The sequence below is a fragment of the Pseudomonas sp. FeN3W genome (assembly GCA_030263805.2).
GTDB lineage: Bacteria > Pseudomonadota > Gammaproteobacteria > Pseudomonadales > Pseudomonadaceae > Stutzerimonas > Stutzerimonas stutzeri_G.
This window is the reverse complement of record CP136010.1, coordinates 2,606,017-2,619,982: the sequence shown is the minus strand read 5'-3', so window position 1 is coordinate 2,619,982 and position 13,966 is coordinate 2,606,017. Positions and strand designations below refer to the sequence as shown.

Below are 13,966 nucleotides of genomic sequence, written 5' to 3'. Positions count from 1 at the left end.
CGTGACTGCCGCGTAGGTGTTTGTGGAGGTGCTACATTGCCTACCACAGTTGTGGCCAGCCCAGTGAGGCCGCTTCCCTTGAGTGTCGGCGATGGACTAAATGAGATGGGAGGGCCGCACCGGTTTTCCCATTGATCGATGCTGCGATGGCCAATACTGCTGGGCATCTAGGCTGGATACACAACTGCCGCGCATGGTGGTCGCTATGTTCCTGACCAAGAGCCTGCGGTCCAGCCGCACCGCACGGCCGTGTGGAGGCGCCGCTATAAGACCTTACAAACATCTGAAAGTGGTGCTGAAGCACTAGTTGGCCCATATGACGGCGAAATCTACGGCGAGGGCGTGGCCTGCACGCCATGTCGCGTCGCGGCCGCTCGGTCCGCCGCCGATCAGGCCGAGCTACAGAGCATTGATAGCTCCAAAGGCTCGAAGGCGGCCGTCGGCAGGTCCGGCAGTAGCCTCATCGTTCAAGTTACACCTTCTAAGTTGGCGACAGTGGCGACAGTGGCGACAATCTTCCCTCGCGTGGAGGGGGTGCCGGCGACACATTGGCGACACCCGGCGACGCTTCGGCTGGAGCAGAACTTACGTTGCTGCTTGTTGCCAGTGGGTTCATTCTGAAATTCTTGCCATCGGCCGTTAGCAATTGGCGATGCTGGGCAAGCAGCACCAGTAGGTGATCGCGCTTTTTCGCACTTTTTCTGACAAGGCGCGGTCCATCACGCTGTAACGTTCGAGCGTCGAACGTTACCCAATTTTTTTCGCGCAGCCAGTCGAGCAGTTGCTGTGCCAGCATCAGATCGGGATCGATGACAACCGGACTCGTTAGGCGTAGAGCCTCGACTAGATACCAGCGCACTAGCTCAGTCGCACGCTCAACAAAAGGCTGGGCCAACAGACCGGTGTTCTCAACGATAGCGAGAATACCAGCGATACGTAGAATGTGTTCTGCCCCCTTCGCAGCGGTGGCCTTGATCTCTTGTAAGTCACCTCCTCGCCCCAGCGCGACTTCGATCTCGTCGTGGGCTTTGATCCAGACCGATTTCGACTGGGAGTCCATTGTCAGCGTTGGTGGGGCCAGATTGCCCCGATCATCTACGCGCGGCTCTAAATTGAGGAGCTCGGTCATCCGTTCCGAATAGCGCACAAATCGCGGGTCGAGGTTTGGATCGGTACTTCGGTAGAGGCGGGTCCCCGCTAGTGACTGTGGCCAGGCGATCAAGAAGCGGGCAAGGAAGCCTTGCCCCCGCATGACAGGATTGCCTAACACGCTTTCTGCCACAACCGGTTGGATCATCAGATGCGCACTTAGCCGACATCCGCTACGTGATGCGCTCTCACCATCCGCAGCACGCAAACGGGTTACCGGAGCACCGTCCCAAAGCTTCGAAAGACCGGCCACGCTTTTCAGAATATTCTCAGGCTTGCTTGCATAGCCACCGAAGAACTGCCCACCTTCATCACTGAACAGACCTTGGGACGGCCGTCCCCGCAATAGGGACTTTTGCAGCCCCTCCAGCGTAGGCTCCTCGGCCAGGATAAATGGTAGAGACGGAGCCATTGGCTCCTGCAGCCTGGTCAGCTCGGCGGCGAGCACGCCAGGATCGCCCTTGCTCCTCTCCAATATATCCGTGCGAGCACGTTGGTAGGCATCCCGGTGATCTCGGTACTTTCTCTGTTCTTCAGCGTGAGCTGTAGTGGTCAACCCATCCCGGACAGTGGGTTAAGTTTTTCTTCGGCCACCGCAGGCGGCAGCCCGTCGTTGAATTGATGCGGTCTGATCCAGTTGTAGCGATGCATCAGGTAATGGCTGATGTCTCGCTGAGCCTCCAAGGCTGTCAGATATCCAGTTGCTGGGATCCATTCCGACTTCAGGCTGCGGAACAGGCGCTCCATCGGCGAGTTGTCCCAGCAATTTCCTCGGCGGCTCATGCTCTGCTGCATCCGGTAGCGCCATAGCCGTTGCCGGAAGAGGCGGCTGGCGTACTGGCTGCCCTGATCCGAATGGAATAGCACCTGTTGTGGCTGGCCGCGTTGTTCGTAAGCCATGTCGAGAGCCTTAATCACTAGCTCAGCATCCGGCTTCGTGGAAAACGCCCAGCCAATCGTCCGTCGTGTGTACAGATCCAGCACTGCGGCCAGGTAATGCCAGCGACCTTGTGCCCAGACGTAGGTAATGTCGCCGCACCACACCTGGTTCGGGCGCTGGACTGCGAACTTGCGGTTTAACCGATTCGGGATATCCGGGCGCTCAACTGTGGCCTGCTTGTAAGCGTGCGAGCCCGGCTGCTTGCTGACGAGGCCCAGCTCACGCATCAACCGACGCACACGGAAACGGCCAATCGTCACGCCGTCCACGCGCAACATGCCCAGGATGCTTCGGCTGCCAGCCGAGCCTCGACTTTGGCTAAACAACTCGTTGACCCGGCTACGTAGCGCAACGCGACGAGCATCGACACGGCGACGTCGAAGGCGATGGGCGTAGTAGCACGACCGCGCCACATCGAAAGCTGAACAGACCACTTCTACCGGCTCCTGCTCACTCAACTGGTCTATCAGCGCGTACGATCGAGTTCGTCCGACATCAAGAGAGCGGTAGCCTTTTTTAATATCGCTTTCTCCCGTTCCAGCCGGTTGATCCGGGCTTCTAGCTCCTGAATCTTCTGCTGCTCGGGTGTCAGCGCCTTGCTCTTCGGCGTGACGCCCTGACGCTCGTCCTGAAGCTGTTTCACCCAGCGGCGCAATGCCGAATCCACGATGCCCAGCGAACGGCAGGCCTCGATATGGCTATAGCCTTGATCCAGAACCAAGGCAGCAGCCTCGCGTTTGAACTCGGCGGAAAACGTACGTCGTTGCTTGCTCATCGAACACCTCTTGATGGCGAGGATTTTCGCCTAAATCGGTGTCCGGGATCAGTAGACCACTACAAGCCTCTAAAAGCGCTTGCTGATGCACATAGTGCGACCGTAGCGCTAGGCGATCCGCAGCTGATTTTCGGTCTCCGGACTCCGCGATGGTGAGGGCAAAAAGAGATAAAGGGATCAGTTGGCCGTCACGCTCAACATTACCGTGAGACTGTGTTGCCAGCGCAGCAGCGGTCAGGATCGACTGAGCGGCAAGCGCCTCAGGAACTTGCACAGCCTCGACAATGGCGGCAGCGGCTCCCCCCAAAACCTCTCCCAAGGCATTCAGAGGGAAAGGGGCGGCGACTTCCAGATCAGGTAGCAGCCGTAGCGGCTCGGGATACGTCGGATCGGTCATGAGCGATGCGTTCATGCGTATCCCTCCCGCCATTGGCGCAGGTCGTTGAAATCGCTGAGCGACAACGGAGCGTTTTCAGGCCAAGCTGGAAAAACCAGTCCGATGCTGAGCGTCTGGGCAGCTGAGGTTGCAGCGGCACGACCAGGATTACCTCGCGTTTGGCGATCATCATCACCTGCGATGATCAGCTCCGTATCCGGGTACCTCCGTTGCAGTTCCCGGCCAGCCGTCAGCAGGTTGCCGGCATTCATTGCGCAGGCCACCGATGCACCGGTGGACTCATGGAGGGTCGCTCCAGTTGCCCAACCTTCACAGATATAAAGCGGTTGGCCTGTTACTGGGGCTCCAAGAGGTGCATAACAGCCAGTAATCTGTCCCCCTCGCAGGAACCTTTTGTTACCGTCTGGATGAATTCGCTGCAGGTTCACTAACTGGCCTGCGTAGTAGAGCGGGACCAGCAACGCGCCACCAAGCTGACGCAGGTTGTGGCCCTCGCAACCCTTGCTGGCTAGGTAAGGGTGGTGCGGCTCAGCCGGTCCAGCCTGGCTCCACAGCTGGCATGCGTACCGGGCGGCAGCCTGCTGAAGCTGGCACCGCTCAGCTTCCCTCTGGTGCCTAGACCGTTCTAGTTGTTGCCGTAGCACATTGGCCTCAATGGGGTGGGAGGCTTTGAGGCTGTTCCAGGTAAACCGCTCACCGGTTTTCCAGCTCCCGAAAGCGCCGCAGGAAAAAGCGCCATCGATATGCAGGGCGTACCATCCGTTTCGGGAACCAGTACGGTCGTAGGGTACGTGGAATCGGTGAATTCTCCCGTCCGGAACAGGACACAGCTTGATTGGGCCAAACCGATGCTCCAGCTCGCCACGGAACAGCGCTACCGGATCAGAGATCATTGTGCAGCTCTCCCGTGTGCGTTCCGCGGCGGCTGACCAAAAAAGTCGCAAGATCGCTCACGCGATAGCGCACACAGCGGCCAATTTTCAAATAAGGCAGGCTATAACGGCCAGTGGATCGCCACGTGGCCAAGGTGATCGGCTTTACTCCCAAGACAAACGCGACCTCATCCGGAGTGAGGAGGAAAGGCGCATGTTTGATATCGCTTCCTAACAGAGAGGTGATTTCGCTGCGAGCATCCTCATAATTGAGGCTGGTTTTTTCGGGCTTCATAAAAACTCCTACATGTACGGCGGTTCACCGTCATGCCTATTCTTTTATGAAGCCGGTTGGCTGTGTTTCGCCTAATTGAGGACTTTCTGCAATTAGGCTGACAATCGGACTCTCAGCGCCGTGAGGGTCCACTCTGAGAGGCGCGAAACGAGACCATTGCAGCCGGTTTTCTGGCTACGTCGCCCGAAGTAAGTGCCGACAGATAACCTTCGCGAAGCGAGTTAGTCACTGCGCTTGAGCGCGGACGGGTCCATGACTTCGGTGTTGTAGCTTATCCCTAGGTAGCGAGCAGCTTCGCCGTATGATGCGGCTAAGGCAATGCTCGCTTCAGCGAAGCGAGCAGCTAATCATGAAAACGTGATGATAAAAAGAATGAGCTGTTACCTATCAACCCTGTAATGGGCCCTTCAATGTTGCACAACCATATAAACGTAGACTGAAAGCTTTTTTTGCTATCGGCGATAATTAATAAATGAGCCCTGCAGGCGGGGCATGCCAACGTTTCCATGAGCCAGCGTTGGGCGGTTGCTAGTAGTATTGCCGTATATAGCTGTAGGCTTTCTCGAACAGCTCCTCTTCCTGATGCAGGCGGTACTTGAACAGAGCCTTGCGCAGGGCCTTTTTTACTTCCCGCTCGCCGGCCAGGGTGTCCTGCCAGCCGGGGAAGCGCACCAGGCGGACGATCTCGTCGATGTCAGCCACCACCCGCTCGACGATGATCGGCGTTTCCTCCGTCTTGACCTCGTTGAACAGCTCGGTGAGGGCTGCCTTGCCGCGATCCTCGTCTTCCTCGGGCGGCACCTCCTTCTCGGCCTGCAGCACTTCCTTGGCGATCTCCAGCAACTGCTTGAGGAACTCGACACTGTTGAGCACCCCTGACTCGAAGCGGTCACGTAGCGCGTCCAGGCGCTCGGAGAGTTTCTTGAACTTGGGATTGCCCTGGTGCTTGCGCAGGCGCCGGGCGACCTTGATCTCGATTTCCTTGGCCTTCTTCGGCTCGGGATTGGACAGCACCGCCTCCAGCAGGTCGGCATCCAGGATCAAGGTGTCCAGATCGTCGCGCACGGCATCGACATGCACGTTCTGATGGATCAGCTCGATGGTCTTGGCGCCCAGTGAGTGCCAGATCAGCTTGCCGTGGCCGCTGGAGGGCTGCACCGACTGGTACACCTGACTCAGCCACTTGTAGTCGACGGCATAGGCGCCCAGCAGCGGATCGGGCGACAGCGCTTCCCAGATCTTGTTGAGCAGGCTGTACTCGGCGGCGAAGTTGTCGCGCATCTCGTTGTTGGGCAGGCACTGCTGGGCCGCGATCAGCCCCTCGTAGCCTTCCTGGATGCGATCCACGCCGGGGAAGAAGGCAAGGCACTTCTGCATGACCTCGGGCAGCTTGTCCTTCAGCTCCTGGATGTTGCTGACCACCTGCTTGACGCTCTGGTCGTCGAACTCCAGCGCGGCGGCCACGTCGTCGAAGATGCCCAGATAGTCGACGATCAGGCCGTGGGTCTTCTGCTCCGAGTAGGTGCGGTTCACCCGGCAGATCGCCTGCAGCAGGGTGTGGTCGCGCAGTGGCTTGTCCAGGTACATCGCCTGCAGGATCGGCGCATCGAAGCCGGTGAGCAGCTTGGCGGTGACGATGATCAGCTTCAGCGGGTCGTTGGCATCGCGGAAGCGATCCAGCAGCCGCTCCTCCTCGTCACGCAAGCGGTCATAGGCGGCGTACTCGGGATGTTCCTTCTTGTCGGAAGCCTGCACCGACATGACGATCTCGCTGGCCTCGGGCGGCAGCAGCTTGTCCAGCTCGGCCTTGAACAGCAGGCAGGACTCCCGGTCGAAGGTGACGATCTGCCCCTTGAAGCCGTTCGGCTCCACCTTGCTCTGGAAGTGCTGGACGATGTCCTCGCAGATCCGGCGAATGCGCTCCGGCGTTTTCACCAGCACCGCCATCTTGGCGGCGGTCTTGGCGAGGTTGTCCTTGTCCAGGTCGGACAGGCTGCCGGTCATCTCGGCATAAGCGGCATCGATGGCTGCCTTGTCGATGTGCAGATCCACCAGGCGCGGCTCGAAGTGCAGCTGCAGCGTGGCGCCGTCGCGGATCGACTCCTCGAAGCCGTAGCGGCTCATGTAGCCCTTCTCGTCCTCGTCGGCGCCGAAGGCGTAGAAAGTGTTTCGGTCGGCGCGGTTGATCGGCGTGCCGGTCAGGCCGAACAGGAAGGCATTGGGCAGCGCCTCGCGCATCTTGCGGCCGAGGTCGCCCTCCTGGGTGCGGTGCGCCTCGTCCACCAAGGCGATGATGTTGCTGTGCGTGTTCAGCGCACCATCAGCCTCGCCGAACTTGAAGATCGTGGTGATGATGATCTTACGCACGTCCTGCGCGAGCAGCTGCTGCAGCTTGTCGCGGGAGTCGGCCTTTTCCAGGTTGGGAATGTCGGCGGCGGCGAAGGTGCCGGTGATCTGGCTGTCCAGGTCAATCCGATCCACCACGATCAGCACCGTGGGGTTCTTCAGCAGCGGGTGCATGCGCAGCTTCTGCGCGGCGAACACCATCAGCAGCGACTTGCCCGAGCCTTGGAAGTGCCAGATCAGGCCCTTCTTCGGATAACCGGCCAGCACCCGCTCGACGATCCGGTTGGCCGCCTCGTATTGCTGATAGCGGCAGATGATCTTGATCCGCCGCTGCTTCTTGTCGGTGGCGAACAGGGTGAAGCTGGCGAGGATATCCAGCACTACATGGGGTCGCAGCATGCTCTCGGCGGCGCGCTGCAGGCTCTTCAGCGGATGCTGCAAGGCATCGCTGCCTTCGCCATCCAGATGCCAGGGCCCCCAGTCCTTCACCGGCAGGCCGATGGAGCCGTAGTGGTATTCTTTGCCCTCGGTGGCCACCGAGAACACGTTGCAGACGAACAGCTCGGGGACGGACTTCTCGTAGTCACCATTTACCTGCAGGGCGCCGTCCACCCAGCTGACCGCCTTACGGGTCGGCGTCTTGGCCTCGATCAGTACCAGCGGCAGGCCGTTGACCAGCAGCACCAGGTCGGCGCGGCGCTCGGTGGCACCGGCACGATAGACGAACTGCTGGGTCAGTACGTACTGGTTCTGCTCGGGCGTCGCGAAGTCGATCAGGCGTACCGGCACATGCTCGTTGTTCGGGCCGAACGGCATGGAGCGCTCGCCGCGCATCCAAGCGGTCATTTCCTCGTTGGCGCGGATAAGGCCATCCGAGCGCACCGACAACACGATGGCGCGCAGCTTGTAGAGCACCTCGTCGGCACGGTCGGGCTGCTCGGCGATCTCGGGGTTCAGGCGGATCAGCGCGGCGCGTAGCCAGGGTTCGACCAGCACCTCCTGGATCTGCCGCGGCATCTCGGCAGGAGCGACATGACTCCAGCCGATGCCCTTGCTGCCGATACTGTAGGGCGCTGCGGCCTCCTGGAGGCTGCCCGGTTTGGAGGGCTTGAGGGGGCCGGCGAGCAGATCGCGGACGTAGGCTTCGACGGTATTTGACTCGTTGAACAATTATGCAGCCCCCCCAATTTCCTTGATAGAAATTAGCTTCGCTAACTGCCGGGCGTCATCCCACCGAGACTGCTGTGAAACTATTGTGCTGTTGAGCGCCTGCAGTTTTTTGAGTGCTGATGCTTGAGCATCAAGACTCGGTATTTCTAAGGGCATTTGAAGCAAGTTGGCGCGATTGATCTTCTTCATGCTCGCGCTAGTGCCTGCTGCAATTCGCATCAGAAATTCACGGGCAGAAGTCGTCTGCAACAAGGCTTCCAGATATCCGGAAAATACCAATGATGGGTTTGGTCTGAGTCTCATCATTGTGTCTGGAAAGGATACGTCGTCACGCTCATCGCTAAATATTCCAACATATCCAACCCGGTCCACTGTGTTGGAGCGAGATATCAGCATGTCTCCTTTCGAGAGCTTTGCTGCAAGCATCTTAGTCGTTGGCTCTACGGGCTTGAAGTCCCCGGAAACGTACCCTGAATCGCCCCTGGTTTCGTAGACACCTCCAAGCCTCATAATGAGGCCCATCAGGAGGTGCCATGAGCAACCAGCGTTACCCCGAAGAATTCAAGATCGAAGCGGTCAAGCAAGTCACCGAGCGCGGTTTGCGCGTTGCCGATGTGGCGGAGCGTCTAGGCGTGTCCGCGCACAGCCTGTACGCCTGGGTAAAGCGCTACAGCAAGCCCCAAGCACAGCGGCAGCAGGTAGATGATCAACAGGCCGAGCTGCGTCGCTTGCGCGCGGAACTCAAGCGGGTGACCGAAGAGCGAGACATCCTAAAAAAGGCCGCCGCGTACTTTGCCAAGGAGTCCGGCTGAAGTACGCCGTCATCAGCAAGCTGTCGGTGGAGTACCCGGTACGGCGTCTCTGCCAGACCCTCCAGGTACATCCCAGCGGTTACTACGCCTGGCTGGCCGAGCCGAAATCCGCACGCGAGAAGGAAGATCAGCGCCTGCTCGGATTGATCAAGCATGCCTGGCTGGAAAGCGGCGGGGTCTACGGCTACCGCAAGATCCACGACGACCTGCGTGAGCTGGGCGAGTCCTGTGGCCGGCACCGCGTGGCTCGCCTGATGCGGGTGGAGGGGCTGCGTTCGCAGACCGGTTATCGTCGGCGCCCCGGCTATTACGGCGGTAAGCCGACGGTGGCTTCGCCCAACCGCCTGGAGCGGCAGTTCAAGGTCAGCGAGCCGAACAAGGTCTGGGTCACCGACATCACCTACATCCGCACCTATGAGGGCTGGTTGTACTTGGCGGTGGTGCTGGATCTGTTTTCGCGCCAGGTGATCGGCTGGTCGATGAAACCACGGATGTGCAGCGACCTGGCCATCGATGCGTTGTTGATGGCGGTCTGGCGGCGCAAGCCCAGGCAGGAGGTGATGATCCACTCCGACCAGGGCAGCCAGTTCAGCAGCTCGGACTGGCAGAGCTTCCTAAAGGCCAACAACCTAATCAGCAGCATGAGTCGACGCGGTAACTGTCACGACAACGCGGTCGCGGAAAGCTTTTTCCAGTTGCTGAAGCGGGAGCGCATCCGACGGAAAACCTACGGCACTCGCGAAGAAGCCCGCAGTGATGTGTTCGATTACATCGAGATGTTCTATAACCCCAAGCGCCGGCACAGCAGCGCTATGCAGCTGTCGCCAGTGGAGTTTGAAAAGCGTTATTTCCAGAGCTTGGAGAGTGTCTAGGAAAGCCGGGGCGATTCACCCATCACGGGACAGTGCTGCCAACCCGAGCACGAAATAACCAGTGCCTGCCTCCTTCGGTGGAGCGCTACAGCCACTATCTGGTGAGCCTAGTAACAGATCGCCAAGCAGGTAGGGCTTTATCTCTTCTTGTCGATAGCCTTCAAGCAGAGAGTCCTTGAACGCTTGTAGCATTCGACGAGCAGCGACAACTACCTCTTCAATGGCATGGCACTGGTCTTTCGAAGCCATCAGCAAAGCGACAGCCGACTGTTGCGCCACTGCCGGCGGTAGCAAGAATTCAAATTCAGCCAAGTCTGAGAAATTGATGTATGGATTTACAGACCCTTTCGAGTTCTTTATAGAGAAATCATTGAATTCATCTATCTGCATCAGATGCGGCAAGAACTCTGGAAGAAGTTCTTCCGGTTTTTTTGGTTCCAAGACGAATGTGGTATTGGCGCAAATCCCCTCAAAGTCAGCGACGGCAACCTTGCGCAGGTAGGTCCGCCGCGAGCCATACAGCACTTGACCTGTCTTGAAACGCATGTGGAACGCCGGCCCAAGATAGCCTGACCCGATCTCACCCCAGCGCCGAATGCGGAGGTCATCGGTATCCATGTGCTCGCCGGCCACATAACGCTCCAGGCCGGAGGTTTTTGGATCGACCTTGTCCTTAACTTGACGCACCACATCGCCAAACTTTACCCGACGCCAGCCGGGTTTTAGAGATTCATTTTTCATGTTGTTGCCTCACGAACGGCAGAGCGTATTCAAAATATTCAGCCTTGGGAGAGCGTTGCTCCTCCCAACGCTTCGCCCCGGCAGGCCGTTCTCGATGATCTGCATGGGTAAGAACCAGTCGCTTCTTGGCACGAGATACCCCGACAAAATATGCGCAGCGGTTCTCAGCTTGATTGCCGAAGAAGATTTCGTCTTCGACGGCCATGATGATGACTGAGTCGAACTCAAGGCCTTTGCTCTTGTGGATGGTCAGGATGCGTACCGCCTGGTCATCCGAAAACCGTTCAAGGGCTTTAGGTAAATCGGGCTCAAGATTGAGCAATTCCTCAATGCGCACCTTAGTGCTTCGAACGACTTCGTTGAGACGATCACGAGACTCATAGTCCGGCGACAACGCAACGAGAATTTCAATATTGATTTGCCTCAAGAAATATCTAACATACTCCCACCAGCCAGAAAAAGGCTCCGTGATCAGGCCGTTAATGGCCGCCTCTTTCCGTTGCTTTTTGATCAGTTGATCAAAATCCTTGCGTGCGTTCGACTGAACATCCTCATCCGCGAAAGGAACCAGCTGATTCATTAGCCGAATCCAGGCTTTTGGCTCGCGCTGGCCGTAGAGACAAGATAGATAGTCCACAATCAAGCGGGCGGCGGGTTCGACCGTGATGTCCTGCATCTGCTGCTCGTTGCGGAAGGGAATGCCGCGTGCCTCCAACGCAGCCATCAGATGGTCGGCGTAAAGATCAAGCTGTTTGGAAATAAGAACCGCAATTTCCGCCGGAGGTAGCTGTTCGGTCTTTATCCAGCCATCAATCAAGTCTGCTAAATATTCAGCTTCCTTGCGGCTGTCTTCGAAGCGCCAAGCGAATACCTCGCCCTCATCGCCGGCAAGCTGATCATCGGGCATGACGGACGTAGGGTCGAGCACATGGATAATTTTGTTCTGCAGGCGCAGCAGGCGCGGCTTCGAACGAAAGTTGCGGTACATATTGAGCGGTACCGCCGTGAAATCGGCAGCGAAGGTCTGGAAGATTCCGTCCAAGGCGCCCGCCCAGCCCATGATCTTTTGCTTGGTATCGCCCACTGCGGTCAGGCGAATGTTGGTGCCTTGAAAAGCGAGCTTCAGAAGTTCGTATTGCAGATTGGTGCAGTCCTGGAATTCATCCAGAAAAACATCGCTGTAGGTCTGACGGATGGCGTTACGTGCCATCTCTGATTTCTGCAGAATCTGGATCGCCAGCGGAACCAGGTCAGCAAACTCGATGAGGCTGCGGGAGGGACCAGGTTTGCGATCAGCGATTTTGTATCCGGCATCCAGCGCATAGTCACCCGTTAGCACCGGCCGGAAGCGGTCGATAATGCGTTTGGCAAAAGCGTGAAAGGTGTAGCTGTCAAACCGCGAAGCCAACGCAGAGCCACAACGGCGCTTTACCCGCTCCTTCAGGTTGCTACTGGCGTCAACCTTGAACGAGATAGCCAGAATTCGTTTGGGATAGCGGCAAGTGCCTGTACGCAGCAGAAAGTCAGCCCGCTGCGCAAGCATTTCGGTCTTACCCGCACCAGGGCCCGCCGTTAGCGCCAGGCAGTGCACTTGCTCCTTTGCCGCACGCAGGGCGTTGGGTTCAAGTGTCAGCCCATCTGCGGGCAGCCATGCATCGACGGTTATCACTCAGGCAACTCCGCAAGCTTGGCGATCACGGCATCGGCCAAGCGTCCGAGAGATTCGGGCATGTTCGCGAGCATGTCCTCATCACTGAGCTTGGCGAGCGCATCAATATGCGCTGCCGGTTTGCTGCCAAGCTTGAAGCTGCGGTGATATGTGCCGAACAACTTCAGTTCGTCCTTGCTGTATTGGTTTGCGTCGTAATGGCTTTTCCCTAGGACAGCCTTAATCGTTGAATCATCGGGATCTTCCTTCACCACGCCATAGGCGTCCGGGTAGGCGAGCAGCATCGCGAAATCAAGATCCATGGGAAACGAGAAATACACATCTCGCAGTTCGAGCAGAGATCTGTAGTTTGCGTAAGCTCGAACCTTGTCAGTTGCATCATTCCACTTGGGAATGCCATGGTCTGCAGGAAGCACCTTTCCTGGTTCATGCACCGCCAACTGGTCGTTGACGTACTTGATTCGCCCCCATCCGGCCTGATAGCGCGCGACATCCAGATCTAGCAGCGTCAGATAGGGAATCTGCAGGGCAGACAATAGGCGCCAGAAGTGATTGACGTGGCGCCCACCCAGGGGCGCTATCGAGACAGCTGACTCGTCAACTGGAGCACCTTTGGCCTGAAGGAGTCGTGGAAGCACGATTTCTTCGCTGTCGCCTTCTCCTAACACCACAAGGCGGGAGAAATAGACTTCCGGAAAGACCTGCACGGCCTCACGCACAAACTTGTGTGCTTCGTCCGTGATGTCGGGTAACTGGATATGAGTAACGCGCGATGTTCGTTCCTCGGTCAGGCGCAGATACCGGATCCGTTCGGGAGCAACGCGTCGCAGCATCGACGGAGCGTGCGTGGCAATCAGGGCTTGCGCATCGCCGCTACCGGTCATCACGTTCAGGGCATTGACGATTCGCCCCAGGTAATGGGGTGAAAGGCTGTTTTCGGGCTCTTCGACTGCCACCAAAGTAAAAACAGGTGGACGCAACTTGTCAGCGTCGAATGACTGGTCTTCTTCGGCCAGTACGGCTCGACCAATGGCCTGTGACGACAGCACTAGGGAAAGATAGAGCATAGACTTTTGGCCATCGCTCAGGCGCGCGAAGTCCACCAACTGCTCATCGTGCCCGGGCGAAAAGGAAACCGACATATGCCTCAGCAAGGCTTCAATCTCAGAGGCCACGAAGGTGATTTTCGGGTCGGTAAAGAAACGGCCTTTGTGCAAAGTGTCCCAAGCCGCTTTCAAGCTTGTGCTGAAGGCATCTACCGATGGGTTGGCCGCTAGACTGTCGCTGATCTGGTCAGTGAGACCCTTGATGACATCACGCTCCGCATCCCAATTCACCGCGCGCAGCATGCGCCCAAGCAACGCATTGGCGCCGTAGGCAATGTGATCTGCTGGATCACGGCGGGCTGGCAAGTAGTGGACATGTATATGGTTGCGCTCAGATCTGGGCACTTGCGCTGTGTTGAGCGGCGAACCATCTGCATTGATATCCAAGACATAGGCCAAGGTCTCTTCTATGTCGCCATCCTGCCCCATGGTGGCACTGAGGCGAAAACGTACACGCGGAACGCCATCTGCCTCATCAAGCCGCATGTGGCCAAAGTGAGGAGCAACGGTGCTGTTGTCTTCATCTTCCGCCAACTCCGGGAATAGGAAATCGGCCTCTATCCAGAGCTGACGTTCTTCCGGCGCGCGCTCCTCATCGAAGGGGACGTGAAAGTCCGATCGCAGGATGCGACGCAATGATGGATCGAAAGCAAACAAGCGGCACAGCGCCTGGAGCGCAGCTGTTTTACCGGAACCGTTGGGGCCTATTAAGTACGTGATCTCATCGAGCCGTAACTCTGTTGGCTCTGAACAAAAAGATTGAAAGTTTGACAGGCGAAGCGTCTGCAATTTCATACTTCTTAACTTCCTGATTGTTGTGCC

Annotated in this window: 11 protein-coding genes; 1 reads left to right on the top strand and 10 read right to left on the bottom strand. The window is 57.8% G+C overall.

What is annotated here, in order from left to right:
* Positions 1-481: 481 nt before the first annotated feature.
* The 7 genes from P5704_012500 to P5704_012470 form a co-directional block, all read right to left on the bottom strand.
* Positions 482-1,705 carry a YfjI family protein gene (locus P5704_012500; GenBank protein ID WOF76902.1) on the bottom strand — a complete coding sequence of 408 codons (1,224 nt, stop codon included), beginning with the start codon at positions 1,703-1,705 and terminating at the stop codon, positions 482-484.
* Positions 1,702-2,864 (bottom strand): IS3 family transposase gene (locus P5704_012495; protein ID WOF76901.1). Its coding sequence is split into 2 segments (ribosomal slippage): positions 1,702-2,609 and positions 2,609-2,864, totalling 1,164 coding nucleotides; the frame shifts between segments, so codons are not numbered across the junction. The genes P5704_012500 and P5704_012495 overlap by 4 nt, the downstream gene beginning before the upstream one ends.
* Complete coding sequence (locus P5704_012490) at positions 2,788-3,261, bottom strand: DUF3987 domain-containing protein (GenBank protein WOF81218.1); 474 nt, start codon at positions 3,259-3,261, stop codon at positions 2,788-2,790. Before P5704_012490 ends, P5704_012495 begins: the two co-directional genes overlap by 77 nt.
* Positions 3,262-3,272: 11 nt before the next feature.
* On the bottom strand, positions 3,273-4,154 hold the full coding sequence (locus tag P5704_012485; protein ID WOF76900.1) for a toprim domain-containing protein: 882 nt from the start codon (positions 4,152-4,154) through the stop codon (positions 3,273-3,275).
* Positions 4,144-4,428: a helix-turn-helix domain-containing protein gene (locus tag P5704_012480; GenBank protein ID WOF76899.1), complete on the bottom strand. Its 285-nt coding sequence runs from the start codon at positions 4,426-4,428 to the stop codon at positions 4,144-4,146. The genes P5704_012485 and P5704_012480 overlap by 11 nt, the downstream gene beginning before the upstream one ends.
* Positions 4,429-4,956: 528 nt before the next feature.
* Positions 4,957-7,944 carry an HsdR family type I site-specific deoxyribonuclease gene (locus P5704_012475; protein WOF76898.1) on the bottom strand — a complete coding sequence of 996 codons (2,988 nt, stop codon included), beginning with the start codon at positions 7,942-7,944 and terminating at the stop codon, positions 4,957-4,959.
* Complete coding sequence (locus P5704_012470) at positions 7,945-8,466, bottom strand: restriction endonuclease subunit S (GenBank protein WOF76897.1); 522 nt, start codon at positions 8,464-8,466, stop codon at positions 7,945-7,947.
* 11 nt (positions 8,467-8,477) lie between these two features.
* Between P5704_012470 and P5704_012465 the strand changes: the two genes are divergently transcribed.
* A protein-coding gene (locus P5704_012465) for an IS3 family transposase (protein ID WOF76896.1) occupies positions 8,478-9,628 on the top strand; the annotation gives its coding sequence in 2 pieces (ribosomal slippage) (positions 8,478-8,715 and positions 8,715-9,628; 1,152 coding nt in all).
* Positions 9,629-9,643: 15 nt separating this feature from the next.
* On the opposite strand, the gene P5704_012460 is transcribed toward P5704_012465, so the two are convergent.
* From P5704_012460 to P5704_012450, 3 genes are read right to left on the bottom strand one after another with little or no spacing between them, the layout of a single operon-like run.
* The gene (locus P5704_012460; protein ID WOF76895.1) at positions 9,644-10,369 is read right to left on the bottom strand and encodes a restriction endonuclease subunit S; all 726 of its coding nucleotides are present in this window, start codon (positions 10,367-10,369) and stop codon (positions 9,644-9,646) included.
* Entirely contained in the window at positions 10,359-12,038 is a 1,680-nt protein-coding gene (locus tag P5704_012455) for an ATP-dependent helicase (protein ID WOF76894.1), read from the bottom strand. The genes P5704_012460 and P5704_012455 overlap by 11 nt, the downstream gene beginning before the upstream one ends.
* Positions 12,035-13,939 carry an AAA family ATPase gene (locus P5704_012450; GenBank protein WOF76893.1) on the bottom strand — a complete coding sequence of 635 codons (1,905 nt, stop codon included), beginning with the start codon at positions 13,937-13,939 and terminating at the stop codon, positions 12,035-12,037. Before P5704_012450 ends, P5704_012455 begins: the two co-directional genes overlap by 4 nt.
* Positions 13,940-13,966: the final 27 nt, after the last annotated feature.

Excerpts from the sequence above, each read along its gene's own strand:
- P5704_012490 (WOF81218.1), bottom strand. The coding sequence starts at position 3,261 with ATGACCGATCCGACGTATCCCGAGCCGCTACGGCTGCTACCTGATCTG.
- P5704_012485 (WOF76900.1), bottom strand. The coding sequence starts at position 4,154 with ATGATCTCTGATCCGGTAGCGCTGTTCCGTGGCGAGCTGGAGCATCGG.
- P5704_012480 (WOF76899.1), bottom strand. The coding sequence starts at position 4,428 with ATGAAGCCCGAAAAAACCAGCCTCAATTATGAGGATGCTCGCAGCGAA.
- P5704_012470 (WOF76897.1), bottom strand. The coding sequence starts at position 8,466 with ATGGGCCTCATTATGAGGCTTGGAGGTGTCTACGAAACCAGGGGCGAT.
- P5704_012460 (WOF76895.1), bottom strand. The coding sequence starts at position 10,369 with ATGAAAAATGAATCTCTAAAACCCGGCTGGCGTCGGGTAAAGTTTGGC.
- P5704_012450 (WOF76893.1), bottom strand. The coding sequence starts at position 13,939 with ATGAAATTGCAGACGCTTCGCCTGTCAAACTTTCAATCTTTTTGTTCA.